Origin of the sequence: Pseudomonas sp. FSL R10-2189 (genome assembly GCF_009600325.1) — a bacterium.
GTDB classification, from domain to species: Bacteria; Pseudomonadota; Gammaproteobacteria; order Pseudomonadales; family Pseudomonadaceae; genus Aquipseudomonas; species Aquipseudomonas helleri.
Genome location: NZ_WIVZ01000032.1, coordinates 24,293 through 50,143 on the forward strand (window position 1 = coordinate 24,293; position 25,851 = coordinate 50,143).

The 25,851-nt window shown below is 59.6% G+C and carries 21 protein-coding genes; 9 read left to right on the forward strand and 12 right to left on the reverse strand.

Annotated elements, in window-relative coordinates; all coding sequences use genetic code 11:
• Positions 1–4: 4 nt before the first annotated feature.
• Genes pcaF through paaF form a run of 5 tightly spaced genes read right to left on the reverse strand, consistent with a single transcriptional unit; the run spans position 5 to position 4,776 of the window.
• Positions 5–1,216, reverse strand: a complete 1,212-nt coding sequence (gene pcaF / locus GHO32_RS20140) for a 3-oxoadipyl-CoA thiolase (RefSeq protein WP_153334901.1) — start codon at positions 1,214–1,216, stop codon at positions 5–7.
• The gene (gene paaI, locus GHO32_RS20145; protein ID WP_153338366.1) at positions 1,209–1,658 is read right to left on the reverse strand and encodes a hydroxyphenylacetyl-CoA thioesterase PaaI; all 450 of its coding nucleotides are present in this window, start codon (positions 1,656–1,658) and stop codon (positions 1,209–1,211) included. The genes pcaF and paaI overlap by 8 nt, the downstream gene beginning before the upstream one ends.
• Positions 1,651–3,168, reverse strand: a complete 1,518-nt coding sequence (gene paaH, locus GHO32_RS20150; RefSeq protein ID WP_153334902.1) for a 3-hydroxyacyl-CoA dehydrogenase PaaH — start codon at positions 3,166–3,168, stop codon at positions 1,651–1,653. Before paaH ends, paaI begins: the two co-directional genes overlap by 8 nt.
• 2 nt (positions 3,169–3,170) lie before the next feature.
• On the reverse strand, positions 3,171–3,962 hold the full coding sequence (paaG, locus tag GHO32_RS20155) for a 2-(1,2-epoxy-1,2-dihydrophenyl)acetyl-CoA isomerase PaaG (RefSeq protein WP_153334903.1): 792 nt from the start codon (positions 3,960–3,962) through the stop codon (positions 3,171–3,173).
• Positions 3,963–4,002: 40 nt separating this feature from the next.
• Complete coding sequence (gene paaF, locus GHO32_RS20160) at positions 4,003–4,776, reverse strand: 2,3-dehydroadipyl-CoA hydratase PaaF (protein WP_153334904.1); 774 nt, start codon at positions 4,774–4,776, stop codon at positions 4,003–4,005.
• A 370-nt stretch (positions 4,777–5,146) separates the two neighbouring features.
• Between paaF and paaY the strand changes: the two genes are divergently transcribed.
• The 3 genes from paaY (at position 5,147) to feaR (ending at position 7,720) form a co-directional block, all read left to right on the forward strand.
• Positions 5,147–5,743 carry a phenylacetic acid degradation protein PaaY gene (paaY, locus tag GHO32_RS20165; RefSeq protein WP_153334905.1) on the forward strand — a complete coding sequence of 199 codons (597 nt, stop codon included), beginning with the start codon at positions 5,147–5,149 and terminating at the stop codon, positions 5,741–5,743.
• A gap of 55 nt (positions 5,744–5,798) precedes the next feature.
• Positions 5,799–6,722 (forward strand): phenylacetic acid degradation operon negative regulatory protein PaaX, encoded by a 924-nt coding sequence (gene paaX, locus GHO32_RS20170; RefSeq protein WP_153334906.1) that lies wholly within the window; start codon positions 5,799–5,801, stop codon positions 6,720–6,722.
• An 83-nt stretch (positions 6,723–6,805) separates the two neighbouring features.
• Entirely contained in the window at positions 6,806–7,720 is a 915-nt protein-coding gene (gene feaR / locus GHO32_RS20175; protein WP_153334907.1) for a transcriptional regulator FeaR, read from the forward strand.
• Positions 7,721–7,769: 49 nt separating this feature from the next.
• Here feaR and tynA read toward each other — a convergent pair whose 3' ends face one another.
• On the reverse strand, positions 7,770–10,058 hold the full coding sequence (tynA, locus tag GHO32_RS20180) for a primary-amine oxidase (RefSeq protein ID WP_153334908.1): 2,289 nt from the start codon (positions 10,056–10,058) through the stop codon (positions 7,770–7,772).
• A gap of 292 nt (positions 10,059–10,350) precedes the next feature.
• On the opposite strand from tynA, the gene GHO32_RS20185 reads away from it, so the two are divergent.
• Positions 10,351–11,841 (forward strand): aldehyde dehydrogenase family protein, encoded by a 1,491-nt coding sequence (locus GHO32_RS20185; protein ID WP_153334909.1) that lies wholly within the window; start codon positions 10,351–10,353, stop codon positions 11,839–11,841.
• Between the two features lie 28 nt (positions 11,842–11,869).
• On the opposite strand, the gene GHO32_RS20190 is transcribed toward GHO32_RS20185, so the two are convergent.
• Genes GHO32_RS20190 through GHO32_RS20200 form a run of 3 tightly spaced genes read right to left on the reverse strand, consistent with a single transcriptional unit; the run spans position 11,870 to position 14,754 of the window.
• Complete coding sequence (locus tag GHO32_RS20190) at positions 11,870–12,787, reverse strand: DMT family transporter (protein WP_153334910.1); 918 nt, start codon at positions 12,785–12,787, stop codon at positions 11,870–11,872.
• 2 nt (positions 12,788–12,789) lie between these two features.
• On the reverse strand, positions 12,790–13,749 hold the full coding sequence (locus GHO32_RS20195; protein ID WP_153334911.1) for a 2OG-Fe(II) oxygenase: 960 nt from the start codon (positions 13,747–13,749) through the stop codon (positions 12,790–12,792).
• Positions 13,750–13,773: 24 nt separating this feature from the next.
• On the reverse strand, positions 13,774–14,754 hold the full coding sequence (locus GHO32_RS20200) for a hypothetical protein (protein WP_153334912.1): 981 nt from the start codon (positions 14,752–14,754) through the stop codon (positions 13,774–13,776).
• Between the two features lie 162 nt (positions 14,755–14,916).
• Between GHO32_RS20200 and GHO32_RS20205 the strand changes: the two genes are divergently transcribed.
• Positions 14,917–15,765, forward strand: a complete 849-nt coding sequence (locus GHO32_RS20205) for a LysR substrate-binding domain-containing protein (RefSeq protein ID WP_048390670.1) — start codon at positions 14,917–14,919, stop codon at positions 15,763–15,765.
• Here GHO32_RS20205 and GHO32_RS20210 read toward each other — a convergent pair.
• Together GHO32_RS20210 and GHO32_RS20215 are read right to left on the reverse strand one after the other, a co-directional pair.
• Positions 15,759–17,249, reverse strand: a complete 1,491-nt coding sequence (locus GHO32_RS20210; protein ID WP_153334913.1) for a M81 family metallopeptidase — start codon at positions 17,247–17,249, stop codon at positions 15,759–15,761. The genes GHO32_RS20205 and GHO32_RS20210 overlap by 7 nt on opposite strands.
• 29 nt (positions 17,250–17,278) lie before the next feature.
• The gene (locus tag GHO32_RS20215) at positions 17,279–18,583 is read right to left on the reverse strand and encodes an MFS transporter (RefSeq protein WP_153334914.1); all 1,305 of its coding nucleotides are present in this window, start codon (positions 18,581–18,583) and stop codon (positions 17,279–17,281) included.
• A gap of 125 nt (positions 18,584–18,708) precedes the next feature.
• Here GHO32_RS20215 and GHO32_RS20220 point away from each other — a divergent pair, with 125 nt between their 5' ends.
• Positions 18,709–19,620 (forward strand): LysR family transcriptional regulator, encoded by a 912-nt coding sequence (locus GHO32_RS20220; RefSeq protein ID WP_123749554.1) that lies wholly within the window; start codon positions 18,709–18,711, stop codon positions 19,618–19,620.
• Here the strand turns inward: GHO32_RS20220 and GHO32_RS20225 are convergent.
• Positions 19,614–20,522, reverse strand: coding sequence for a LysR family transcriptional regulator (locus tag GHO32_RS20225; RefSeq protein WP_153334916.1), 909 nt, complete (start codon positions 20,520–20,522; stop codon positions 19,614–19,616). The two genes, GHO32_RS20220 and GHO32_RS20225, sit on opposite strands and share 7 nt — an antisense overlap.
• Positions 20,523–20,709: 187 nt before the next feature.
• On the opposite strand from GHO32_RS20225, the gene GHO32_RS20230 reads away from it, so the two are divergent.
• From GHO32_RS20230 to aceF, 3 genes are all read left to right on the forward strand, one after another.
• On the forward strand, positions 20,710–21,747 hold the full coding sequence (locus tag GHO32_RS20230; RefSeq protein ID WP_153334917.1) for a D-cysteine desulfhydrase family protein: 1,038 nt from the start codon (positions 20,710–20,712) through the stop codon (positions 21,745–21,747).
• A gap of 119 nt (positions 21,748–21,866) precedes the next feature.
• Positions 21,867–24,485, forward strand: a complete 2,619-nt coding sequence (mdeB, locus tag GHO32_RS20235) for an alpha-ketoglutarate dehydrogenase (RefSeq protein ID WP_153334918.1) — start codon at positions 21,867–21,869, stop codon at positions 24,483–24,485.
• A 93-nt stretch (positions 24,486–24,578) separates the two neighbouring features.
• Positions 24,579–25,850 carry a dihydrolipoyllysine-residue acetyltransferase gene (gene aceF, locus GHO32_RS20240; RefSeq protein WP_153334919.1) on the forward strand — a complete coding sequence of 424 codons (1,272 nt, stop codon included), beginning with the start codon at positions 24,579–24,581 and terminating at the stop codon, positions 25,848–25,850.
• Position 25,851: the final 1 nt, after the last annotated feature.

Consider the following 25,851-nt stretch of genomic DNA (forward strand, 5'->3'; position numbering starts at 1 on the left):
TCTTTTAGTCGCCCAGGCGTTCGATGATCAGCGCTATGCCCTGGCCGACGCCGATACACATGGTGCACAGGGCATAGCGGCCACGACGTTCTTCCAGCTCATGCAGGGCGGTGGTGACCAGTCGCGCGCCACTCATGCCCAGCGGGTGGCCCAGGGCAATGGCGCCGCCATTGGGGTTTACCCGTGGGTCGTTGTCGGCCAGGCCCAGCTCGCGCAGAACCGCCAGGCCTTGTGCGGCAAAGGCTTCGTTGAGTTCGATTACATCCATGTCGGCCAGGCTCAGGTTGGCCAGCTCCAGCACCTTGTGGGTGGCGGGTACCGGACCAATGCCCATGATGCGCGGTTCGACACCGGCGGCGGCCATTGCCACCACCCGGCCGCGGGCGACCAAACCGAAGCGCTTGGCCACTTCGGGGCTGGCCATCAACAGCGCGCAGGCACCGTCATTGACCCCCGAGGCGTTGCCTGCGGTGATGCTGCCACCTGCACGAAATGGTGTGCCGAGTTTTTGCAGTTGTTCGAGGGTGGTGTCGCCACGCGGGTGTTCGTCGTGCTCGACCACTTTGGCCGGGCCTTTGCGCTGGGCAATCTGTACCGCGACGATTTCTTTGGCCAGGCGCCCGCTGGCTTGGGCAGCCGCGGCGCGTTGCTGGCTGCGTAAAGCAAAGGCGTCCTGATCGGCTCGGGAGATAGCAAACTGCTCTGCGACGTTTTCAGCGGTTTCGGGCATCGAATCGACGCCGTGGGCCTGCTTCATCAGCGGGTTGATAAAGCGCCAGCCGATGGTGGTGTCGTACAGCTGAGCCTCGCGAGAAAACGCCTGCTCGGCCTTGCCCATGACCATGGGCGCGCGTGACATCGACTCAACGCCACCGGCCAGCATCAAACCGGCCTCACCACAGCGAATGGCGCGGGCGGCGTTGCCGATGGCGTCCAGCCCGGAACCGCACAAACGATTGAGGGTGGTGCCCGGCACACTCACTGGCAGCCCGGCGAGCAAGGCCGACATGCGTGCAACGTTGCGGTTGTCTTCGCCAGCCTGATTGGCGCAGCCGTAGATCACGTCGTCGACGCTGTTCCAGTCTACTTGCGGGTGACGGCGCAGCAGCTCACGCAGCGGCACCGCGCCAAGGTCGTCGGTGCGCACGCTGCTCAAGGCACCGGCATAACGGCCAATCGGGGTGCGTACCGCGTCGATGATCAAGGCGTCATTCATTGGGGGTCTCCTGCGCCAGCACCGTGCCGCGCACTTTGTAGGATTTGCCATGGAACAGCGCAATCAGCTGGCCCAGTTGGTTGGTAATGCGCACGTCGTAGTTGCCGGTACGCCCGGCGCGGCTTTGCTCGCGGCACTCCGCGCTCAAGGTGTCACCCAGGCGGGCCGGAGCAACGTAGTCGATGCTGCAACCGAGGCCGACGGTGGCGTCGTTGTAACTGTTGCAGGCCAGGGCGAATGCCGAGTCGGCCAAAGCAAACAGGTAGCCGCCGTGGCAGGTGCCGTGCCCCTGGATCATGTCTGCGCGCACGCTCATGCTCACGTGCGCGCAACCGGGTGCTGCTGCCAGTAAATGCATGCCCATGGCCTGGCTGGCCGCGTCACGCGTGAGCATTGCCTGGGCACATTGGTTGGCCAGGTTCATGGCTTCAAGGTCAGTCATGCAGTGTTCTCCCTTCAGCGACACGGCGGCGCAGCAGTAACGACGGCCGATAGCGGTCTTCTCCGTACGTGGCTTGCAGGTTGTGCAGCACCCGCAGCACATAGGCCGGGCCGATGGCGTCAGCCCAGGCCAGCGGACCTTGGGGGTAGTTGACGCCAGCGCGCATCGCCAGATCGATGTCAGCGGCTGAGGCCACACCTTGCAGCAGCGCGTCGGCAGCCTCGTTGGCCAGCATGGCCACGGTGCGCAACACCGCCAGCGCCGGGGTGTCACTGAGCAGGCTGACGTGCAGCCCGGCCCGTTGCAGCAGCCCCACGCCTTGTTCAAAAGCCTGCGGCTCGATACCGGCGGCGCAACTGATACCAATGCGTGTGGCCTGGCGGTAATCGAAGGCGAGGTCGAGCAGTATCAGATTGCGCAGGCCGTCTTCCTGCGCCCGTTGGCACGCCATGCGCCCGTCACTCAGGGCCAGCACCGCATCGCCAACTCGCAGCAGGCCGCCCCCGTCACGGCTGATGACCTTTACGCCCTGGCCTTGCAAGCGGCTGAGCAGCGGTTGCAAAGCACCCAGATCGCCCTCGACCGCGCAGGTTTGCGGGGCTGGAGCATTCGGCAGGGTGCTGGCGCCGGGGCGTTCGGCCTGCTCGCTGTAGCAGTAGAAACCCTGACCGCTTTTGCGCCCCAAGCGGCCTGCGTCGACCAGCGCTTTTTGTGCCAGTGATGGCTGAAAGCGTGGGTCGCCATAATAGGCGTCGAACACCGAGCAGGTGACTGCGTAGTTGACGTCATGGCCGATCAGGTCGGTCAATTCGAACGCGCCCATGGCGAAGCCACCGGCTTCACGCAGCAGCGCATCAAGCGTTGGGCAATCGGCTGCGCCTTCTTGCAGCAGGCGCAGGCTTTCGGCGTAAAACGGCCGGGCGACACGGTTAACAATAAATCCGGGCGTGGAGCGCGTGTGCACCGGTTTTTTGCCCCAGGCCTTGGCGGTGTCGTACAAGCAGTCGGCGAGCACCGGGTCGCTGGCCACGCCACACACCACTTCCACCAGCGCCATGACCGGCGCCGGGTTGAAAAAATGCAGGCCGAGCAGGCGGTGCGGGTGCTTGAGTGGCGCGGCGATGCCGGTGATCGACAGCGACGAGGTGTTGCTGGCGAACACGCATTGTGTACTGCACAGGCTCTCCAACTGCACAAACAGCGCGCGCTTGGCCTCGAGGTTCTCGGCAATGGCTTCGATGACCAATGCGCAGTCAGCCAGCGCTTGTGCGTTTTCGACCGGGTGCAGGCGGGCGAGGGTGGCGTCTCGGGCTTCTGCGGCGAGCTTGCCGTTTTCGACGCGTTTGCCCAGTTGCCGATCAATGTTGTCAATGGCCTGGGCAGCAGCGCCCGGACGGTTGTCAAGCAACAGCACCTGATGGCCGGCCTGCGCTGCGACCTGGGCGATCCCGGCGCCCATGGCCCCGGCGCCAATCACGCCGATGCGGGCATTGAGGTTGAGAGCACTCATGGCTAGCACCCCTTGAAACGCGGGCTGCGTTTTTCCATGAAGGCGCTGACGCCTTCACGGTAATCGTCGCTGCGCCCGGCCAGGCGTTGCAGGTCTTTTTCCAGCTCCAATTGTTCATCGAAGGTGTTGCTCAGGCTGACATTGAGGCTGCGTTTGATCAGTGCCATGCCATAGGTCGGTTGCGTGGCCAGGTGGCGGGCGAGGATCAGGGCTTCGTTGCGCAGTTCAGCATCGTCTACACAGCGGTAAATCAGGCCCCATTGTTCCGCTTGTTCGGCGCTCAGTTTATTGCCAAGCAGGGCCAGGGCCTTGGCCCGTGCCATGCCGACCAGACGAGGTAAGGTCCAGGTGCCGCCGGAATCCGGGATCAGGCCGATTTTGCAGAAGGCTTGGATAAAGCTGGCCGAGCGCGCCGCTAGCACCAGGTCGCAGGCCAGCGGGATATTGGCCCCGGCCCCGGCCGCCACGCCATTTACGGCGCAAATCACCGGCATGGGCAGATCGCGCAGTTGGCGGATCAACGGGTTGTAGAATTTCTCGATGGATAGCCCCAGGTCCGGCACTTCGCTGCCGGGCGACACATTGCGGTCGCTGAGGTCTTGCCCGGCGCAAAAGCCGCGGCCTTCGCCGGTCAGCAGCAATACCCGCACTTCGGGGTTTTGCCGCACCTGTTTAAGGGCTTCCTTGACCTCGCCGTGCATCTGCGTGTTGAAGCTATTGAGCTGCTCGGGGCGGTTGAGGCTGAGCAGCGCAACGCCGGCCTCAATGGAAAACACAATGTGTTCGAAAGTCATGGTCTTGATGCTCGCTTGAGAAGTCGTTCGAGTGCGCGGTTTATTCACCGGTGAAGGCTGGTCGGCGCTTTTCCTGGAAGGCGCGGATGCCTTCATCGCGGTCACGGGTGCCGGCCAGCAGGGTGAAGGCATGGCGCTCCAGGCGCAGGCCGCTGGCAAGGTCAGTGTCCATTGCCTTCAGCAGCGCCTCTTTGGCCAGGCGCACGGCCAGCGGCGCCTTGGTGGCGATGCTGTGGGCGATGTGCAGTGCGCGTTCGACAGTGAATTCGGGCTGGGTCACTTCACTCACCAGCCCTGAACGCAGGGCCTGGCGGGCGCTGATCGGCTCGCCGGTCAGGACCATTTGCATGGCCATCGACTTGCCCACGGCGCGCAGCAGACGTTGGGTGCCCCCCGCGCCGGGCATGATCCCCAGGTTGATTTCCGGCTGGCCGAAGCGTGCGTCTTCACCCGCGATGATGATGTCGGCATGCATTGCCAGCTCGCAGCCAGCGCCCAGGGCAAACCCGTTAACCGCTGCAATCAACGGCTTGCTGAAACGAGTGAGGGTCTGCCAGGACGCCTGGCGCGGGTCGTCGAGGATGCCGACCAGATTGCTTTCGGCCATTTCGTTGATGTCGGCGCCTGCGGCAAAGGCCTTGGCGCTGCCGGTGATGACCACCGCGTGGGTGTTGTGATCGCTTTGCGCAGCGTTCAGTTCGTCGGCCAGTTCGCCAAGCAATTGGGTGGTCAGGGCGTTCAAGGCTTGCGGGCGCTGCAAGGTAATCAAACGCACGCCGGGCTCGATGAACTCGACGGCAAGGGTTAGTGGCATGGCGGATGCCCTCACGGTGCACGCTCGGCGGTCAGCCGGCTCATTATTGGATCGGCCTGAGGGGCCGGTTTTGCCCAAGTATAGCTTTGACGTGATACACAAATGCAACGATAAAATTAATTTAACGTGTCTTATTCTGTTGGTTTTAGTTTTTGTGTAGCGCTTTTTAATGAGGGGTTATGACCTGAAAGCCCCGATTTTATGCGCTTTAAAGGCGTTGTATGGCCGATTTTACGGGGTTGCTGGTGAGAGGTTTTTAAGTGATACGCTTTTTTTTAAATTGTGATTACAAAAGTGATGTGATACAAAATGCCAGAACATTGGCATCGCTTTGCGAATACGCCAGGCACTGAGTCAAAAGGAAGCGTTCATGACCTGTTACAGCCTCGATGGCCTGACCCCGGTGGTCGATCCCACCGCCTATGTCCACCCTTCAGCGGTGCTGATCGGCGATGTGATCATTGGCCCGCATTGCTACGTCGGCCCGCTGGCGAGTTTGCGCGGTGATTTCGGGCGGATCGTGCTCGAAGAGGGCGCCAATCTTCAGGACACCTGCGTCATGCATGGTTTTCCGGACAGCGATACGGTGGTGGAGCGCAACGGTCACATCGGGCATGGCGCGGTTTTGCACGGCTGTCGGGTGGGCGCTGATGCTCTGGTGGGGATGAATGCCGTGGTGATGGACCATGCGCGCATCGGTGAGCGCTCATTTGTGTCGGCGGCGGCGTTCGTTAAAGCCGGTTTCGAGTGCCCGCCGCAGTCATTGGTTATGGGCACACCGGCCAGCGTCAAACGCACCCTCAGTGATGAAGAAGTGGCCTGGAAGCGCGCGGGCACGCTTGAATATCAGCGCCTGGCCCAGCGTTGCTTGACGAAGATGCAAGAATGCGCGCCGTTAGGCGAGCCGGAGCCCGACCGGCCGCGTATCAGCGACAGCGGTTTGCGCCCCAAGCGCAGCGTCCAGTGAACTCTGGCGCCGAATTTTTCGGTATATTCCTTTCTTTTTTCAGCCCGGTACGTCCATGTCGTCCCTGACCCCCTTGAACCAACTGATTACGCGCTTTCAGGAGCAAACGCCGATTCGCGCCAGTTCCCTGATCATTACCTTGTACGGGGATGCCATTGAGCCCCATGGCGGAACGGTCTGGTTGGGGAGTTTGATTCAACTGCTCGAGCCTGTCGGGATCAATGAGCGGCTGATCCGCACGTCGATCTTTCGCCTGACCAAGGAAGGCTGGCTGAGCGCCGAAAAAGTCGGCCGGCGCAGTTACTACAGCCTCACCGGTGCCGGGCGTCGGCGTTTCGACAAGGCGTTCAAGCGGGTCTACAGCTCTACCGTCCCGGCCTGGGATGGCTCGTGGTGCCTGGTAATGCTCACACAACTGGCTCAGGACAAGCGCAAACAAGTGCGCGAAGAGCTGGAGTGGCAAGGTTTTGGTGCAATTTCTCCGGTGCTGCTGGCCTGTCCACGCAGTGATCGTGCCGACGTGAACGCGACCCTGGCCGACTTTGATGCCCAGGAAGACACCATTGTCTTCGAGACGACTGCGCAGGATGTAATGGCCTCAAAGGCCTTGCGTCTGCAGGTCCGCGAAAGCTGGAACATCGAGGAGCTGGCGACCCATTACAGCGAGTTCATCAAGTTGTTCCGACCGCTCTGGCAAGCCCTGCGCGAGCAGGACAATTTGCTGCCCAGCGACTGCTTCCTGGCACGTCTTCTGCTAGTGCATGAGTACCGTAAATTGCTGCTGCGTGACCCACAGTTGCCGGACGAACTGCTGCCCGGCGACTGGGAGGGCCGGGCTGCACGACAGCTGTGCCGAAATATCTACCGTTTGATCTTCGCCAAGGCGGAGGAGTGGTTGAACAGTGCACTGGAAACAGCCGATGGGCCGTTGCCGGATGTCGGAGAGAGTTTCTATCGGCGTTTTGGCGGGCTTAAATAGGCCGCCATCATCCCAGCAGAGTCGCTGTTCGTTTTAGCGTGGATCAACGTAGATAAAAACAATAAACCTGCGTGAGGCCTCACATGAATTCTTCAATTGCACAGCGCCGTGACGGGTTCGATCATTGGATCCATCAGGTCAACCGCATCTGCGGTGCCTTCAGTGCGCAAACCTTGGGCGATGAGTTTTCCGGTCACATCAGTGAGTACCAGAGCGGTGCACTCAAACTCAGCTTTGTCGATGCTTGCCAGGCGCGGCTGTACCGCACGCCAAAGGAAGTCGCCGCGAGCGAAGGCGGCAAGTACTTTGCGGTGTTCCAGCTTGACGGCAGCGCCTGCATGGCGCAGGGCGACAACCGGGTGTCGCTGTGCGCCGGTGACATCACCTTGATCGATGCTTCCCAGCCCAGCGATTTCACCTATCACGAAAACTCCCGACAGTTGTCATTGATCCTGCCGCACCGGCTGATCGAGCAGTCCTTGCGTTATACCCCGGTCAAGTGCGGCCACCGGATCGGCGGGAAGTCACCCATTGCCACGCTGTCGCACCACTTGATACTGGACGCTGCACGTCAGACCAACCTGAGCCAGCAGGAAAGCGAAGCGACATTGGATGCCGTGATCAGCCTGCTGCGCCCCGCCATCAGCCAGAGTGAAGGCGTCGATGATGTGCATGAGCGTATTTTTCGCAAGACCCTCGGCTATATCGATGAGCATATTCGCTCGGAAGACCTCTGCCCCGAACTGCTGGCGCGGGAGGTGGGGGTATCGATGCGCGGGTTGTATCGGATGTTTGCCCGCAAGGGCCTGGTGGTTGCGCGCTATATCAAAAATCGCCGCCTTGACCTGTGTGCCGAATCCCTTCGTCAGTCGCGTACCGAACAGAAGTTGTCGGCACTGGGTTACTCGTGGGGGTTTTCCGATTCGAGCTACTTCTCTACCGCGTTCAAGTCGCGCTTTGGTATTTCGCCTGGTGAATACCGCAAGCAGTACGCCTGAAACAACAATGCCCCCGTCACCAGGGTGACAGGGGCATGGCTTATACAGGTTATTTTGCCGCGTTGAGGTTCAGCGTCGGAGTCTCATCGAAGAAGTTCCACGGTTTCAACAGCACGTGTACCCACTCGGTCGGCATGATCGGCCATTCCTCGGCCCTGGCGATGTGGGTTGTACCGGTGGTGAGCCACACCACATTGTCGGTGTTGTCGATGGACTGGTTATCCTGGGTGAACTGCCCGAGCCCGGTGTCGGTTTGCGAGCGGTTCGGGTACTTGCCTTCCGGGTACTTTTCGTCCGGGTTGTAGCGCGTCACCCAGAGTTGTTTGTCCATGAAGCTCAAACGGTGGTAGAGCCATTCGTCCTTGCCGAAATTGGCGCCCTTGGCCACCGGGTGAGTACCACCGGCATACGGGATCAGTTGGTAGGACACGGGGTTGCCGACTTTGTTTTCCTTATTAAGGTTGCTCAGCAGGCGCACGGTCGACGGGTCGAATTTCTGTGCCGCTTGTTGTTCGGTGCTGACCACCCGCTGTTTAGTCTGCATGGTGCTGGTGCGGGGTCCGCCACGGTCGTTTGGCGCGATGACCGGGTCTATTTCGACCAGTGAGTTATTTTCCCCGTCAATGTCCATGTCCAGGCGAAAGTTATAGATGTGCTGGTGGGTGGTGCCGACGATGTTGTGGTCGATCAGGGTGCCGTAGCGAGTATCTTCCTTGGCGGTTGCTTCATGCATGGTTTTACTTTTCACGCCCTTGACCGCTTCGATACCCGTGGCGCCTACGTCGATGCCAATGGTGCCGTTCTGCTGCAAGACCCAGTCGAAGATGTAGTCGTAGTTGCCCACGGTGCTGATCCAGCGGATCACCAATTCACGTCGCTCGGCGCTCAGGTTGGGCTGGCCCATTTCCTGATGTTTGTACTCTGGACCGGCGTAGCGTTCGAACACAGCGAGAGCGTGAGGGATTGTGGTGGGTGCACCGGTGTAATCAGCAATGGTTGCATCCAGCAGCACGGCATTTTGCGGAGCGTCTTTACCACGGGCAATCGGCGAGGTGAGCGTGCCCATGCCGTAGTCGCCCGAATCCAGGTACGCCTTGAAATACCAGCCTGCGTCCGGATCCCCGTACGGCACGATCATGCCGCCCAGGTTGCCCTCGTACATGATCTTGCGTTTATTGCCCTTGTCGTCATAAGTGACGGTAGACAGGATCGGCCCGACCCGTGAGTCGAGACGCACATGCAAGTCCCAGTTCTGCCAGTGAATGCTGTTGCCGGTAATGGTGTAGTTCTTGCCCTCCGGCTCGATGATCTCCAGCGGCTTTAGCGCGACGCTCTTGCGATCGCGACCATCGTAGGGGGTGGCTTTTATGGGGACCGGAATCACGCCTCCATCCTCGACCTTGATGAGCTTCTTTTGCTCCAGGTCGACCACCGCGACCAGCCCTTCGATCGGATGGGCCCAGTAGTTGCCGTCACCAACATCGAGGTAGCTGACGATTTTCAGCAGGCGCTTGTCTTGGGTCAGACCGTCCTTGCCGTCGAAATAGCCCACGGTGAGGGGTGTCGTCACCACTTTTTTAATGTCTTTGATGCCACGTTTGGCCAGCGCCTGGGCGTACTCGGGGCTGGTATCGATCACGGATTGCACGGTGGCAAAGTCGTCCAGCAACACCATGCCGTGAGCGCCTTCAATGGGCTTCCACGACAACAGGGTTTTGCTGTCCAGGTCGACCTGGCCTTCAATTACGTGCTTTCCATCCAGCACCACGATATTGGCCTGGCGCGACTGCGCAGGTTTTTGCCCGGTGTAGATGAAATTCCACACCTGGTCCTTGGGCGGGGTATGCACCGAGATTTCGGTGAAACGCAAACCCGGTGTGTAGTGCCCGGATGTCTTGATGATCTCGACCGCAGTGTTGATCTCATCCGCGCTCAGCGGGTTGAGCGGGCTAGGGCGGGTTTCGATGACAAATGTTTTGTCCAGGCCGGATTGGAACACCTGGTTGATGAAGTCTTTGGACATGAACGCCGTCTTGCCCTTGAACACCACTGGCACTGTCAACTCCATGCGCTTGCCGTTGAGCACGGCGACTTTGCTGTCGGGTTTCACCTTGAGGTAGGCGCCGTCCTTGGCAATCACAAACACATCGGCGTAATCGTCCCATTTGACGGTGGCGCCAAACGCTTCAAGGGTTGACTGCAGCGGCACCATTTCGGCGGCGCCGCCATGGGCGTGGGCGTTGGACTGCAAACCGGGCAGGCCTAAGGTGCCCAGGGCAATGGCCAGTGCGAGTCGGGCCAGGGGCGTTCGTTTGAGCAAAGCGGCGGGCGAAAGCATTTCTGATTTCCTTGAGGTAAACCGAGGACAGTGTCAGGCAGCACTTTGCTACAGCGCGTGGAGGGATGCTTTTGGATTCTCGCCAAAATCCTTGTGCTGCGTGCCTGAATTGTCAGGCCGCCATATTCGCAACCGTTGTTCTGCCTGCGATCCAGGTTGCGCAACGTTTGGCAAATCAGCCAATACAACTGGCACGCAGGGAAAACCCGGCTTGGCGTTGAGCATCGACAATCGCGTCAACCTTGCCGGTCACAGTGAACGGCTTGCAACTCAATTAAAAGAAAGGTGCTTTATGAGCAACGTTGAAATCCTGCCGCAGGTTGCCGCATTCCTTGACCGTCGCCATGGCTGCTTTATTGACGGCCAATGGGTAGTGGCAGATGGGCAAACCATTGCAGTACTCAACCCGGCGACCGGTCAAGTGCTGTGCGAAACCCTGGATGCGCCGCCGCACCTGGTTGAACGGGCTGTACAGTCATCTCGCGCGGCTTTCAGATCGGGTGTGTGGTCTGGTTTGCGTCCGGCCGATCGCGAACGGATCCTGCTGAATTTCACTCGCCTGGTTGAAGAACACGCTGAGGAACTGGCGCAACTTGAAACGCTGAGTCAGGGCAAGTCGATCAATATGGCGCGGGCGCTGGACCTCAATGCCACCGTTGAATTCATGCGCTACATGTCCGGTTGGGCGACGAAAATCGAAGGCCAGACCTTTGATGTGTCGATTCCGCTTCCGCAGGGGGCGAAGTTCACCACGTTCACCAAGCGTGAACCGGTCGGTGTGCTGGTGGGTATCGTGCCGTGGAACTTCCCGCTGATGATCGCCGCCTGGAAACTGATGCCAGCGCTTGCCAGCGGTTGCACGGTGATCATCAAACCAGCGATGGAAACCCCGCTGACCGCCATGCGCCTGGCTGAACTGGCGGTTGAGGCGGGTATTCCGGCTGGCGTATTCAACGTGGTGACCGGCGGTGGCGCCTCAGTCGGCGGTAGGTTGACCAGCCACCCACTGGTGAGCAAGGTGTCGTTCACCGGCTCCACCCTTGTGGGCAAAAGTGTTGGCGTGGCCTGTATGGAGAATATGACCCGGTTTGCCCTGGAACTGGGCGGCAAGAACCCGATGATCATCCTGGCCGATGCTGACGTCGAAAAAGCCATCCAGGGCGCGATTCTTGGCGGTCTGTTGAACAATGGCCAGGTGTGTGCTGCGGCATCGCGCTTCTATGTGCACCGCTCGATTCACGATCGCTTTGTCGAAGGGCTGGCCGCTGCAGTCTCGGCCCTGCCGATGGGCGCGGGCATGAACTGCGATGCAGCGATCAACCCTTTGGTGTCGCGTAAACAGCAACAGAGCGTACTCAAGCACATCGAACTGGCGCGCAAGCAAGGTGCGCGCGTGGTGTTGGGGGGGGAATCGCTGGAAGGTGAGGGGTTTTATGTGCAGCCGACCATCCTCGCAGACATTGACCACAGCATGGCGGTGGCCCGCGAGGAAGTGTTTGGTCCTGTGCTGGCTGTCATGCCGTTTGACGATGAGGACACCGCGATTGAACTGGCCAACGACAACCGCTACGGCCTGGCTGCCAGCCTCTGGACCAACGACCTGACCAAGGCGCTTAACCTGGTACCACGCATCGAAGCCGGCACCGTGTGGGTCAACGCCCATGTCCTGCTGGACCCGGCGATGCCATTTGGGGGTGTTAAACAATCGGGCATGGGGCGTGAATTTGGCCGTTCAGTGATTGAGGCCTGTACTGAGCTTAAATCGGTGTGCATTGCCCACTGATTGCTCGTCGCCCAGTTTGATTTCCTTCTCACGCTTCACTGCAAACGGCGCAGGCATGGCTGCGCCGCCGGGTAATCAGGACTCCAGTGGCCACCACCAAAATGCCCACGTAGGTGGTCCAGTGCAGGGCGTCGCCAAACATCAGGGCGGCCCACAGCAAGGTGACCGGCGGCTCCAGATAGACCAGCGCCGACACGCGAGTAGCGGACATTCGCTTGAGCAGGGTCCACAGGCTGAGGTAGGCAATAAACGTTGAGAACAGCGTCAACCAGCCGACGGCCACCCAGACATTGGCCTGGGTGGGTACATGGATGTCATTCAGTGCCAAACCGGCAGCGGACAGCAGGACCAGCGTGGTGGCCGATTGTAGAAACAGTGGCATTAGCTGGCCGTCCTTGCTGTGTCCGGTTGCCAATACCGATTGCTGGCGCTGATACAGCGTGGCGATAGACAGGGTGATCGCCGCGATCAATGGCAGGGCATACAGGCCAATGCCGATGTTGTTGTCGGACAGGGCATACTCGCCGCAGATCACGATGCCGACTCCGCTGAATCCGATCACCAGCCCAAGCCATTCCTGCAAGCCGCTGCGCTCGTGGTTGCCCCGTGCGGCCAGGGCGGCGGTGATCAGTGGCTGCAGTGCGCAGATAATCGCCGCTATCCCGGCGGGCAGGCCGCCACGTATGGCGATATAGACACTGACCAGGTAAGCGAACTGAGACAGGAAGCCTATGATGGCGTTATAGCGCACCTGTGCCCGGGACAATGCCCACAGTCGCTGCCAGACAAACGGCAGCAAACACGCAGTGACCAGCAGGAACCGCCAGAACAGCAGGTTGATGGCGCCAGCATCTTCAGTGCCCAAGCGCGCGCCGATAAAGCCCGAACTCCAGGACAGGACGAAGACGGCTTGCAGTGAAAACAGATACAGCGTGCTGCGTGACATAGTCAACTCTCTGGATAGCGCAGTTCTTCGAAGGTAATGGGGGTGATACCGATACGCGCGAATTGTCTGGCGGCTGAGCGATGTAAGGCCCAGCGCAGTTTTAACCAGTTGGGAATGGTCGCGGGGATGCCGTCGTCTGAGGCGAGGTGCCAGAACTGATTGGAATCTTCACGGGCGTAAGGGCAGTGGAAGGACAGCACCAACGACATGCGTCGGCCGGTGCTTACTGGCCGAACGCCATGAAACAATCGACTGCCATAAATGAATAGCGCATCACCGGGTTCGATCAGCGGGGCGGTTTCGAACGTACGGTGATTAAGGGCGTCGAAAGACTCGACAGTGCTGTTATGAAAGACGAATTCTCCGCCGGTGTAGTCTGACGAGCGCGTTAGCACAATGTTCAGCACATAGTTGGTGCCGTCGGTATGCCACATACCGAGTTGCTGCTGTTCATGCTCAGGCTTGGGATAGAAATAATTGATCTGCGACCGGGCATTGAGCATGGGGTAGGGCACCAGGGGGACGCCCGCAATGCGCGAGATGGCCAACAGGAAGCGGCGACTGTTCATCATGGCGTTGATGAACGGCGATAGCGTGGTGACTGCGCGTGTGCGCCGGGAAATGATCCAGTCGCTGTCATCTGCATGTTCTTCCAGACGCGTGCAGATGTCTTGAAGAGTCGCCACGGCTTCGGGCGTGAACAACCGGTGCGCGCAAGCCACTGCGGTGATCGTTTCGGCCGGTATGTCGGGGTGCGGGCTCAAGGCGTAGCCCAGGTCGGCAAGTGTTCGCGCATCGCTGATCGTAAGGTTTGCCTGGCAGAGCAGGTCGTCACGCCAGAGCGCTTGCTCGTCGGCAGCGGGCGAGGCACTGCGCGACCTTTTTCTCAACGTGGATTTCAGCGCCAGTTTTACTCGCCCGACGCCGCGCTCAAACAGGGGTAGCGGGTCTGTGTGATCCATGGTTCATGGCTCCCTGTGGTGTTGCTATTGGAGGTATTTGGCAATCTGATAACGCACAGAGCCATCACCGCTGGCGAACTCATCCAGCACGCTGCAGTTGCAGTGTCGGGATCTGATGCGACGGAACTGTTCAGGGGTGTATTTGAGGCAGATATTGGTCAGCAGGCAGCCTTGTTGGCGTCCCTTCTCAACGGGTTGCAGGGTGACGGCCACATGGATCAGCTCATCCAGCAGTTTGAATCTCACGAGGGTGACAGCATGCTCATCCAGCGGGATGAAGCCTTGCTGCAGGGCAACTACCTGCGAAAACCTGATCATGTGCGGGTTGGCATAAAAAGCGTGGATGTTGCTTTGCAGCCCTTCTTCGTAGATCTGCATCTCCGAAATGATGTATGTGGCGTCGCTCGCGAGGCTGCGAATGAGTCGTCCGGTGGTCACCGGCAACTCGTTGCCTTCTTGAAAGCCAAGCAAGGTAATCAGGGTAATGTCCTGCTCATGATGCAGGTCGGCACGTTCAACGGTTCGATAGTCGGCGGCGATGTAATTGAAGCTGCCATGCTGTTCCACGATTGGAAACACCGCGTCACGCATTACGCTTTCTGAGGTCTGATTGATGTCGATGGCGGTATAGCGCAGGGAGGTGCAAGCCTCAGTGATCCGCCCCAGCAAGTGCGCGGTTTTGATCGGTTCAGGGCCTAATTCAACATAGTGCACATGGCGATTCTCGCTCAGCAGGGCCAGACGCTCGGCAAGCGTGCCGAGAATGTCTTTGAGTGCGCCCTGGCCTTGGGCGTCGGCACACAGCCCATCCTCGGCCATGCCTTGCTGATTCAAGGCGCACATGAGCTGAAATATTTGCAAGTTGAAGCGCGAAGGGTTGCAAGAACTGGCCAGGGGGGCGGTCAGTGTCGAGTACTTGGCGTGGTTCTCAACGGTCCATAGTCGGGTGTTCTTATAGCGTTCGGTGCGTATGAGGGCATCTACAACAAAGTCATTCAGGCTCATCGGTGTCACTCCATACGGTGGTTTGAGTGGTCTTGTTTGCTCCGGTTGAGGTTGCGCGTTCAGTGGCTGGCATGTGTTGACCCCACCATAGGAGTGGGTGTAAACCCTGTACAGTTGAATAAATCGAATTGCTGGTTCGACATAACGAAATCAGGTGACCTCATGGGCAGAGCCCTCGACATTGATGTGCTCAGAACCTTCCAGGCCGTGGCCAGGTTCAGGCGCTTCAAGGATGCGGCCGATTACGTCCATCGCAGCCCTTCGGCAGTGACAACGCAGATCCAGAAACTTGAGGCAAAGGTTGGGCATCAACTTTTGGTCCGCAACAATCAACTCGTTGAGTTGACACCCGCGGGGCGGCAACTGTTGGGCGAAACCACGCGCTTTTTGATGGCCCATGACCGGCTGTTGGCAACGTTGTCGCCACAACTGATGACGGGCAAGGTTCGTATGGGAGTGCCGGACGGTTATGCCGAGCAATTGATGGCGGACTTTTTACCGCTGTTCGTCGCGGGCAATCCGGCTCTGGAGCTTGAAGTGGTGGTCAAATCCAGTACTGAACTGCTCGACCTGTTTGCACGCAAGCAACTGGACCTGACCATCGCTGTCAGTCATGAGCAGTTGAGCCATGCTGAGAGGCTGCGTTCGACACAGCCGTGCTGGGCGGCGGCTGCTGGCTTCAAGTACGATCCAGATCAGCCTTTGCCCATTGCCCTGCAATTGAGTGGCTGCCCGTACCGGGAGTCAGCGCTGGCGATCTTGAAAGCCGCCGGGATCCGTTACCGGATCCTGCTGGAGAGTGCCAATTCCCACGCTGTATTGGCGTGTGTGAGAAGCGGTTTGGCGTTGGGCATTGTGGAAGCCCAGGGGGCGGCCGATGACGGTTCGCTGATTCTTCAGATGGCGTTGCCTGGCCTGCCTGAGCATCACGTTTATCTGCTGACGGATACGTCCCATCATGCGGCAGTGCATCTGCACGAAATGCTCAGGTCATCCTTTTTGATTCAGTGATGAAACGCAGGCCCGTTGGGCTTTAAGCGGATGCCTTCACGCAACCTTGTCCACGGGATGTCCGCCGGATCTGCGGTCATCGGACCGGGTGCTTTGGCCACCAGGATGTGCTCGGCGATGGGTTGGAAGTCGGCGCGAAAATGCACGGAGCTTTTGTTGACCAGCACGCTCTTTTTTTCAGGGTCGATGCCGGCCAGCCGGTACAGGGTACGGTCCAGCATCTGGCATTTGCTTGAGCTGACGGCAATGCTCACATCGTCGATTTTCAGACCCGCCACCGGGCCGACATCAACGTCCATGCCATTCATCATGGGGCCTTCGAAGCGGCAGCGGCCGTCAGACAGGTGGGTGACTTCAAAGCGGCCTTGTAATGGCTCATCCCCCGGCACGCCGGATTGCCCACCCAGCGCGATGTCAATAAAACCGCCCAGCCCGACGGCAATCGCGGCCTGAACCGCTGCAGGATCATAGATCAAACCGATGGCAGCGTTACGCGCCTGATGGCTTAACAGGGCTTTGAGCATGCCCATGGTATTGGCGTCGCCACCTGCGCCGGGGTTGTCCTGGGTGTCTGCAATTACGATGGGGCGTTGGGCCGACGCTGCCAATGCCATGGCCTGGCGCACGGCATCGTCTGGAAGCAGTAGCGGCACTTCCCACTGATCTTCTTCGCCGACCAGCTTGTCATACAGAGTGCCGACGGCGGCTTGCAGCGCCTGCGGATCCAGCCCATAGCCCCAGATGACCGGCCCGCACTCTTCGAAATCGGCGGCCGGAAAGCCGGGGGTGAAGGACAGCGACAGGCCTTCAGACTCAAGGTGCTCCAGTTGCTGGTAAAGGCTGCGCGCGGGCTCCAGCAGGGTGCACATGCCGTTGACCGGAATCAGGAAGGGCAATCGCAGACTGGCGTGCTGCAGTTTCCCGCAACGCAGTCGCAGATCAAGCAGTTGCGCGGCTTTTATGCCGGTTTCAGCCATGTCCACGTGGGGATAGGTTCGAAAGGCAATCATGGCATCGGCCTGTTCGAGCATCAAATCGGTCACGTTGGCGTGCAGGTCCAGTGAAACCACGATCGGTATGTCCGGCCCCACCACGGCACGCAGCCGGCTCAGCAGTGTGCCTTCACCGTCATGGGTATGTTCGGCAACCATGGCGCCATGCAGGTCCAGATAGAGGCCGTCCAGTGTCTGGCTGGCAGCCGCCTGAATAATTTCTTTGGCAATGCGCTCGTAGGTTGCCTGGGTGACATGGGCTGACGGGCTGGCCCCGGCCCAGATCACCGGAACCACCTCATAGCCCAATCGTTCGGCCTCAATCAGAAAGCCGCCTGCGGGGATGTTGACCTCGCGTAATTTCAGCACGTCCGCGCCCCTGACCATTTGCGGGAAACCTTCGCCCCTGACGAAGTTTTCGTATTCTGCTTTGGAGGGCGCGAAGGTATTGGTTTCATGCTGGAAACCAGCCACCAGGATTCGATAGGCCATGACAGTAAAGACACCTTTTTATTATGGGTTTAAACGGTTTGGGTAGACGTTGCTCTTTGCTGAGCGTGTTCAGGTTTGTTCGCGGCCAGCAGCACGGCCCCCACCAGCAGAATCACCGAGATGAACACCAGGCCCGAGTCAGAGTTGCCCGTGGCCGTTTTGACATAGCCCATCAGCGTCGGGCTGAGGAAACCACCGGTAAGCCCGATGGTATTGATGACGGCAATGCCGCCTGCGGCCGCGTCACCCTTTAAGTGCTGCGAAGGGATGGCCCAAAACACCGTGTAGGCGGACCACATCATGGTGGTGGCCAAGGTCAGGAACAGCAGTGATAACCCGAAGTGGGTCTTGTAGATCACCGACGCGGTCAGGCAGATCGCACCTATCAATGCCGGAAGGGCTGTGTGCCAGCGCCGTTCATAGAAACGGTCGGAGGTCCGGGCAAAGATCAACATGCCCGCCATGGCGCCAATATACGGAATGGCCGAGTACCAGCCGATCTGCATGGTGTCGTGGATACCTGACTCTTTGATGATGGTCGGCAGCCAGAAACTCATGGCATAGATGCCGCAGATCAAACAGAAATACCCCGCAGCCATCAGGTAAACCCGTGGGTCTTTCAATACCTGTTTGAACGAATGGTGGCCGCCCCGACCTGTGCCGATGTGCGCCGCCAGTGCCTGTTTTTCAGGTTCACTTAACCAGGGCGCGGTGGCCGGTTTGTCACTCAGCACTTTCAGCGCAAGCACACCCAGCAGCACAGCGGGGATGGCTTCCAGAAAGAACATCCATTGCCAGCCGGACAAACCGTGTACGCCTTCGAACGCAGTCATCAGCCACACCGATAGCGGCGCGCCAAAGATCCCGCCCAGCGGCGCTGCCAGCATGACGATTGCCAGCACTTGCCCCAGCCGTTCGCGGCCGTACCAATAGGTTAAATAGAACAACATGCCCGGCGCGAAACCAGCCTCAAACACCCCGAGGAAAAAGCGCAAGACGTAAAACGCCCGCTCCGTTTCGACGAACATCATGCAGGCCGATGTGGTGCCCCATAAGATCATCACTCGACTGAGGGTCTTGCGTGCGCCGATCTTGGGCAGCAGCAGATTGCTCGGCGTCTCGAACAAGGCGTAGCCGATAAAAAAGATACCGGCGCCCAACCCATAAGCGGCATCGGACAAGTTCAGGTCGCTTTGCATTTGCAACTTCGCAAAGCCCACATTGACCCGGTCCAGATACGCCACGAAGTAACACACGAGCAAAAAAGGTAATAACCGCCAGTCAATCTTTCGATAGATGGCTGAAAGCTCACTCGCTGGCTTGCTGCTGTGCATACGGCTCTCCACGGGATCTTTTTATTGTTCGATCGATATTCAAGTGGAAACCTTGGGTGAGCAAGAGCAACTTTTTAATGCTAGCGTTGCTCTGTAAGCAACAGTCATTGAGCAGCAGGTTTATCGTGAGAGATCTGAATCAACGTCGAATGCGCTATTTCTATGAAGTCCTTTCCAGCGGCTCCATTCGCGGGGCGGCGGAGAATCTGAACACCGCGCCTTCTGTGATTACCCGGCAAATTCAATTGCTGGAGGAAGAGGTCGGCAGCGTCTTGTTTGAACGCCAAGCACGCGGTGTGGTGCCCACTGAAGCGGCGCAGTTTCTTTTGGAGTTCTGGCGTGGCTGCCAGGCGCAGCAAGAACACCTCGAAGACCGCTTGCGCGGGCTCAAAGGTTTGAGGGAAGGGGATATCCGGATTGTGATCAGCGAGGGCTTTATCGACTTGCTGATCGATAAGGTCTTGAGTGAGTTCACCGACACCTATCCCGGCATTCGCATCACGCTGGACGTGTTGCCGGTCAACAGCGTGCTTGAAGAAGTCGCGCAAAGCGCCGCGAGTATTGGCCTGGCCTACAACCCCCCGGCGCACCCTGACGTGACCTATCGCGCGTCGTCCTTGCAGCCGGTTCGTTTACTGATGCGTTCGGGCCATCCGTTGGCGCAGCTCAGCGAGCCGTTGAAGCTGGAAGACATCTTGCGTTACCCGTTGGCAGTGATGCCGTCGGAATACGGCCTGGGGCAGATCATTCAGCTCGTGCTGCATACCGAAAACCTGTCCATTCGCCCGGCCATGGTCACCAACTCCCTGACGGCCCTCAGGCGGTATGTGATGAGCGGTGATGCGGTAACCATGATGAGCGAGTTCTCGGCCTTCAACGACCGGGTCAGCGGCGCGCTGGTGACCCGCTCAATCGATCACCCGCTGTTCCAGAATGTGCATGCCCGGCTGTTGGTCAAGCTCAACAAGCCGCAATCGGTGGGGGCTGAAGAGTTGCTCAAGTGGATTGAGCATCGGACGTCTATTTTCGGTCAGTGAGCGTGTTGCTCAGGCGTGGACGAGCCCAGCCGTTCGCTGATGAACGTGACAAAGGCATTCAGCTTGGGCAGTGATTTTTTTGAACGCAAATAGACCATTTGCACCGGCTTGGGCTCCGGTGCACAGGCACTCATCAGCGGCACCAGCTCGCCACTGGCCAATGCCGCAGCTACCAGAAAGTTGGGCTGCATCAAGATCCCGCAGCCGGCAATGGCCGCTTCAAGCAGTACCTTGCCATCGTTGCTTTTGAGGACCGCCTGCTCGGGCCACGGAACGTCCTTGTTGCCTTGGCGCAAGGGCCAGGCAAAGCGATTGTTCCACGAGGTGTGGGTCAAAATCCGGTGTGTGGACAGATCCTCCGGGGTCTGCGGCGCCTGCCAGGTGGCCAGGTATTTGGGCGCCGCGCAGATCACCATCCGGTAGGGCGGCAGTGGCCTGCAGACGAGGTTGACGTCCACCCGTTCGGAAATCCTGAAGCCCAGATCAAATGAGCTTTCGTAGAGGTCTACGACCTTATTGCTCAAGATCAGCTCAATCTGTATCTCGGGGTACAACTGCATGAACTCGGTGACGAGTGGACCAATCAACGCACTGCCCAGGGTCATCGGCGCGGTCACGCGCAGCAGGCCGCTGGGTCTGTCGGTGGAGGCTTCGACGCGCTTGAAGGCGTACTCGATCTGCTCAAGGGCGGTTTTGGCTTCGGCGTAGAACAACCGGCCTTCACCGGTGACGGACTGGCGGCGCGTTGTTCGCTGAATCAGCCGGGTGTTTAAGGCTGTTTCAAGGCTCTGAATATGCCGCCCGACCATGACCGCCGACATGCCCATCTGAGCCGCAGCCTCAGCAAAACTGCCCGCCTCGACGACCGCCACAAAGACTTCCATTTGCCTGAGCTTGCTCATAAAAAATGCCTTCTGGCTGTCCAGATAAAAAACTGAAAACCCTTATAGCGCAGTTTGCCGCCTGAACAGCAGGCGACATTGATTGCGAACCTCAGGTTATACAAGTACTAACTTTCAGTGCGTTTATTACCCGCTGGTTTGTTCCTATATTAAATAAGAATAAACATCAGCGATGAGGTCACAGAACATGCAAACCAGACTGGACAAGGCTTTGGCGGCCTTTCCCCGGGCAGATGTGTTGCAGGGCGCCACCCGCATTCAACGCGCCGAGCGGCTTGAGCAGGCGTTGGGCTTGCGCGAGCAAGGCGTCGGCCTTTACCTCAAGCGTGATGATCACATGCACATCGGCGGTGGCGGCAACAAGCTGCGCAAGCTGGAGTTTCATCTCGGCGGCGCGCTGAAAAACGGTGTTGATACGCTGATTACGGTTGGTGGTATTCAGTCCAACCATGCGCGTTTGACGGCGGCGGTGTGTGCCGGACTGGGCATGGCCTGCGAGTTGATTCTGACCCGCTCGGTGCCCAAGGCCGACACCGATTACGAACTCAACGGCAACGTTTTGCTGGATCAGCTGTTTGGTGCCCGGCTACAGGTGCTGGCCAAGGGGGCCGACTCCCTGGCCGCCGCTGAGCACCGGGCCAATGAATTGAGAGCTGCAGGGCGCAACGTCATGGTCATTCCCACTGGCGGCTCGACGCCGTTGGGTAGCCTGGGCTACGCCCGTTGTACGGCAGAAATCGCGCAACAAGAGATCGAGTTGGGCGTGCACTTCGCCGAAGTGGTGATCCCCAATGGCAGTGCGGGCACCCATGCCGGGCTCGCGGCGGGCTTTGAGCTGCTGGGGCGTGGGGCTTCGACCGTGAAGTCCTGGTCGGTGCTGGCCGATCAGCAAACCTCTGCGAGCAGGACGCGGCAACTGACTCAAGAGGCGCTGGCGCTGCTCGGTCATGCCGCCACCCTTGCGCCGCAGGCCATCCATATCGATGGCAGCCAACTGGGGGAAGGCTACGGGCTGCCGACACCGGCGATGATCGAAGCCGTGCAACTCATGGCCCGTTGCGAAGGGCTGCTGGTTGACCCGGTGTACTCGGGCAAGGCCTTCGCAGGCCTGCTGGCCGACCTTCGCCAAGGCCGCTACCGCGCTGGCGATAACGTGCTGTTCGTTATGACCGGCGGCACCCCGGGCCTTTACGCCTACCGCGACACCTTCACCCAAAGCCTGTAGTCGCTGCCGAGGCACGAGGCTGCGAGAGATTAATCGGCGGTCCTGTGGCCCGCATCGCAGCCTTCGTGCCTCGACAGCGACTACAGCTGCTCCCTCAAATAATAATCAAGGAGGCCACCATGGGTGTGCCAAACGAACGTGTGCCGGTTGACAGTGACCGCGATGAAACCCGGGAGTGGCTGGAGTCGCTGGAGGCCGTGGTACGGGAGGCTGGCTGCGAGCGCGGCCAGTTTTTACTCAAACAGTTGGAGCAACACGCAAGAGCACTTGGCATCACCGCGCAGGTGCATCCGTACTCGGCCTATCGAAATACCCTTTCGATTGAACGCCAGGGGCCTTACCCGGGCGACCTGGCCGTCGAGGAACGGATTACCGCAATCATTCGCTGGAATGCATTGGCCATGGTGGTGCGCGCCAATCAGGCCTACGGCGAACTGGGCGGGCATATCGCCAGTTACGCCTCTGCCGCTGAAATTTTCGAGGTGGGGTTCAACCATTTTTTCCGTGCCCGTGATGAGCAGCATGGCGGCGATCTGGTGTTTTTCCAGCCGCACTCGGCGCCTGGGGTCTATGCCCGTGCGTTCCTTGAGGGGCGCTTGTCTGAAGAACAACTGGCCAACTATCGCCAGGAAGTCGGCGGCAACGGCCTGAGTTCATATCCGCACCCCTGGTTGATGCCGGACTTCTGGCAATTCCCGACCGGCTCGATGGGTATCGGCCCGATCAGTGCGATCTATCAGGCGCGGTACATGCGTTACCTCGAACACCGCCACTTGGCCGACACCGCCGAGCGCCATGTCTGGGGCGTCTTCGGTGACGGTGAAATGGATGAGCCCGAGTCGATTGCCGGGCTCACGCTCGCGGCGCGGGAGAAGCTCGACAACCTGACCTTTATCGTCAACTGCAACTTGCAGCGTCTGGATGGCCCGGTGCGCGGTAACGGCCAGGTCATTCAAGAACTTGAAGCGCTGTTTACCGGCGCTGGCTGGAATGTGATCAAGGTGATCTGGGGCTCGGACTGGGACCCGCTGTTTGCCCGGGACACCCACAACGCCTTGTTGCAACGCTTCGCCCAGACGGTGGATGGCCAGTACCAGACGTTGGGCTCCAAGGATGGCGCCTACAATTTGCTGCACTTCTTCCAGCAGGATCCGGAGATCCAGGCACTGGTCTCGCACATGTCGGATGCCGAGATTGATGCCCTCAAGCGTGGTGGGCATGACTTGCGCAAGCTGTATGCCGCGTTCGCCGCCGCCAAGGCGCACAAAGGCCAGCCGACGGTCATCCTCGCCAAGACCAAAAAAGGCTACGGCATGGGCGGCGCGGGGGAGTCACGCATGACCTCGCACCAGGCCAAGAAGCTGGATGTCGATGCGCTCAAGGCTTTCCGGGATCGCTTCGCTTTGCCGCTGTCGGATGATGATGTGGCGCAGTTGCGCTTCTATCGCCCAGCTGAAGACAGCCAGGAAATGCGTTATCTGCGTGAGCGCCGCAGTGCATTGGGTGGTTATCTGCCTGCGCGTAACAAGGGCAGTGAGCACGTCGCCATTCCGGCCATGGCGGACTACGCGCGTTTCGCCTTTGAAGCGGATGGCAAGGAAATGTCCACCACCATGGCCGTGGTCCGCATGCTGGGCGGTTTGCTCAAGGACAAAGAACTGGGGCCGCGAATCGTACCGATTGTGGCGGATGAAGCGCGCACTTTTGGTATGGCCAATCTGTTTCGTCAGATCGGCATTTACTCGCCGCTGGGCCAGCTGTACGAGCCAGAAGACGCTGGCTCCATGCTCTATTACCGCGAAGCCCGCGACGGCCAGTTGCTGGAGGAGGGCATCACCGAAGCCGGGGCGATTTCTTCGTGGGTGGCGGCTGCGACCTCGTACAGTGCCCATGGCAAGCCGATGCTGCCCTTCTACATCTATTACTCCATGTTTGGTTTTCAGCGGGTTGCGGACTTGATTTGGGCTGCGGCGGATCAACGTGCACGGGGCTTTTTACTCGGCGCCACCGCCGGGCGAACCACCTTGGGCGGCGAAGGGCTGCAGCATCAGGACGGCAGTAGCCACGTGGTGGCGGCCACCGTACCCAACTGCCGCGCCTACGACCCGGCATTCGCAGGTGAGCTGGCGGTGATTGTCGACCATGGCATGCGCCAGATGATGGAGCGCGATGTCGATGAGTTCTATTACATCACCGTGATGAACGAAAACTACGCCCAGCCGTCACTGCCGAGTGGGGTTGAAGCCCAGGTTATTCGCGGCATGTATCGCTATGCACAGACAGAGGCTGACGCGCCCCGTGGTTCGGTTCGGCTGCTGGGCAGCGGGACTATTTTGCGCGAAGTGATCGCTGCGTCTGAAATGCTCGCAACCGATTGGCAGGTTACGAGTGAGGTGTGGAGCGTCACCAGTTTCAGCGAGCTGGCGCGTGAAGCCCAAGAGGTCGAGCGGCACAACCGGCTCAACCCGGCCGAGCCTGAGCAGGTCAGCCATCTGTGCGCGTCGCTGGCTGGCGATGCGCCAGTGATTGCCGCCTCTGACTATGTTCGCGCCTGGCCGCAACTGATCGCCAGTTATGTCGATGCGCGCTTTATTGCGCTGGGCACCGATGGCTTTGGCCGCAGTGATACCCGCGCCGCCTTGCGTGACTTCTTTGAAGTGGATCGCCAGCAGATCGTTTTGGCGGCTTTGGACGGCCTGGTGCGCGACGGCCGTTTACCGCGACAGGTGTTGGCTTAGGCCGTTGAGCGTTATGGGCTGGACGGTGAGGTGATCGTCCCGCGCCCTGGACGCGCTAACGGTTGTCTTCCCTTTTTTATGCGGCGGTAAGTCATGAGTGAAATCAGAGAGATTCATGTCCCGGACATTGGGGACTTCAAAGACCTCCCGGTGATTGAAGTGTTGGTCAAACCGGGCGACACAGTGGCAATCGATGAGCCCTTGCTGACCCTGGAGTCGGACAAGGCTTCGATGGATGTACCCAGCTCCGAGGCTGGGGTTGTGGTGGCGGTGACGGTCAAAGAGGGTGATCGGGTTTCCAGGGGCAGCCTCATGCTGACGTTGCAGGTGGCGGTGAGTGCCGAGCCTGCGCCTCAACCGGCAGTCAGCAGCCCTGCGCAAATCAGTGTTGCGCCTGTGGCTGTCACTGCGCCGTCGGCCCCGGCGGCAGTCCCGGCGGTGAACCCATCGGCAGCCAAACCGCACGCCAGCCCCTCCGTGCGCAGTTATGCGCGCAAATTGGGGGTGGATGTGACGCGCGTGGTGCCCACCGGCAAGGGCGGGCGCATGCTGCGCGAGGATGTCGAGCGCTTCGTCAAGGACGCCATGGCGCGTCTGGATAGCCCTGGGCAAAGCGCCGGGCTCAACCTGCTGCCGTGGCCGGAGGTGGATTTTGCCCGGTTCGGTCCGGTTGAAAAAGTGGCGCTGCCACGCATCAAGAAAATCTCGGGGGCCAACCTGTCGCGCAACTGGGTGATGATTCCCCATGTCACCAATAACGAGGAAGTGGACATCACCGACCTGGAGGCATTCAGGGTTCAACTCAATCAGGAGGGCAACAAGGAGGCGATCAAGTACACCTTGCTGGCATTTCTGATCAAGGCGGCAGCTGCAACGCTGACGGCTTTCCCCGCGTTCAACAGTTCACTGGGCCATGAAGACGGTGAGTCGATCCTGATTGTGAAGCACTACTGCCACATCGGTTTTGCCGCGGACACGCCCAATGGGCTTGTAGTGCCGGTGATTCGCGATGTCGAGCACAAAGGCATCGGCCAGATCGCCACAGAGTGCGCAGAACTGGCAAAAAAGGCCCGGGACGGCAAATTGGGGCCTGCTGACATGAGCGGAGGGACCTTTACTGTTTCCAGCCTGGGCGGGATTGGCGGCACCGGCTTCAACCCGATTATCAACGCCCCGGAAGTAGCCATTCTGGGGGTGACCCGGGCACAGATGAGGCCCTTGTGGGATGGCCAGACGTTTGCCCCGCGCCTGGTTCTGCCGTTGGCGCTTTCGTGGGATCACCGCGTGGTCGATGGCGCGGCTGCGGCGCGTTTCCTTCAGCATCTGGCAGCGCTGTTGGCTGACTTTCGTCGAATTACCCTGTGAG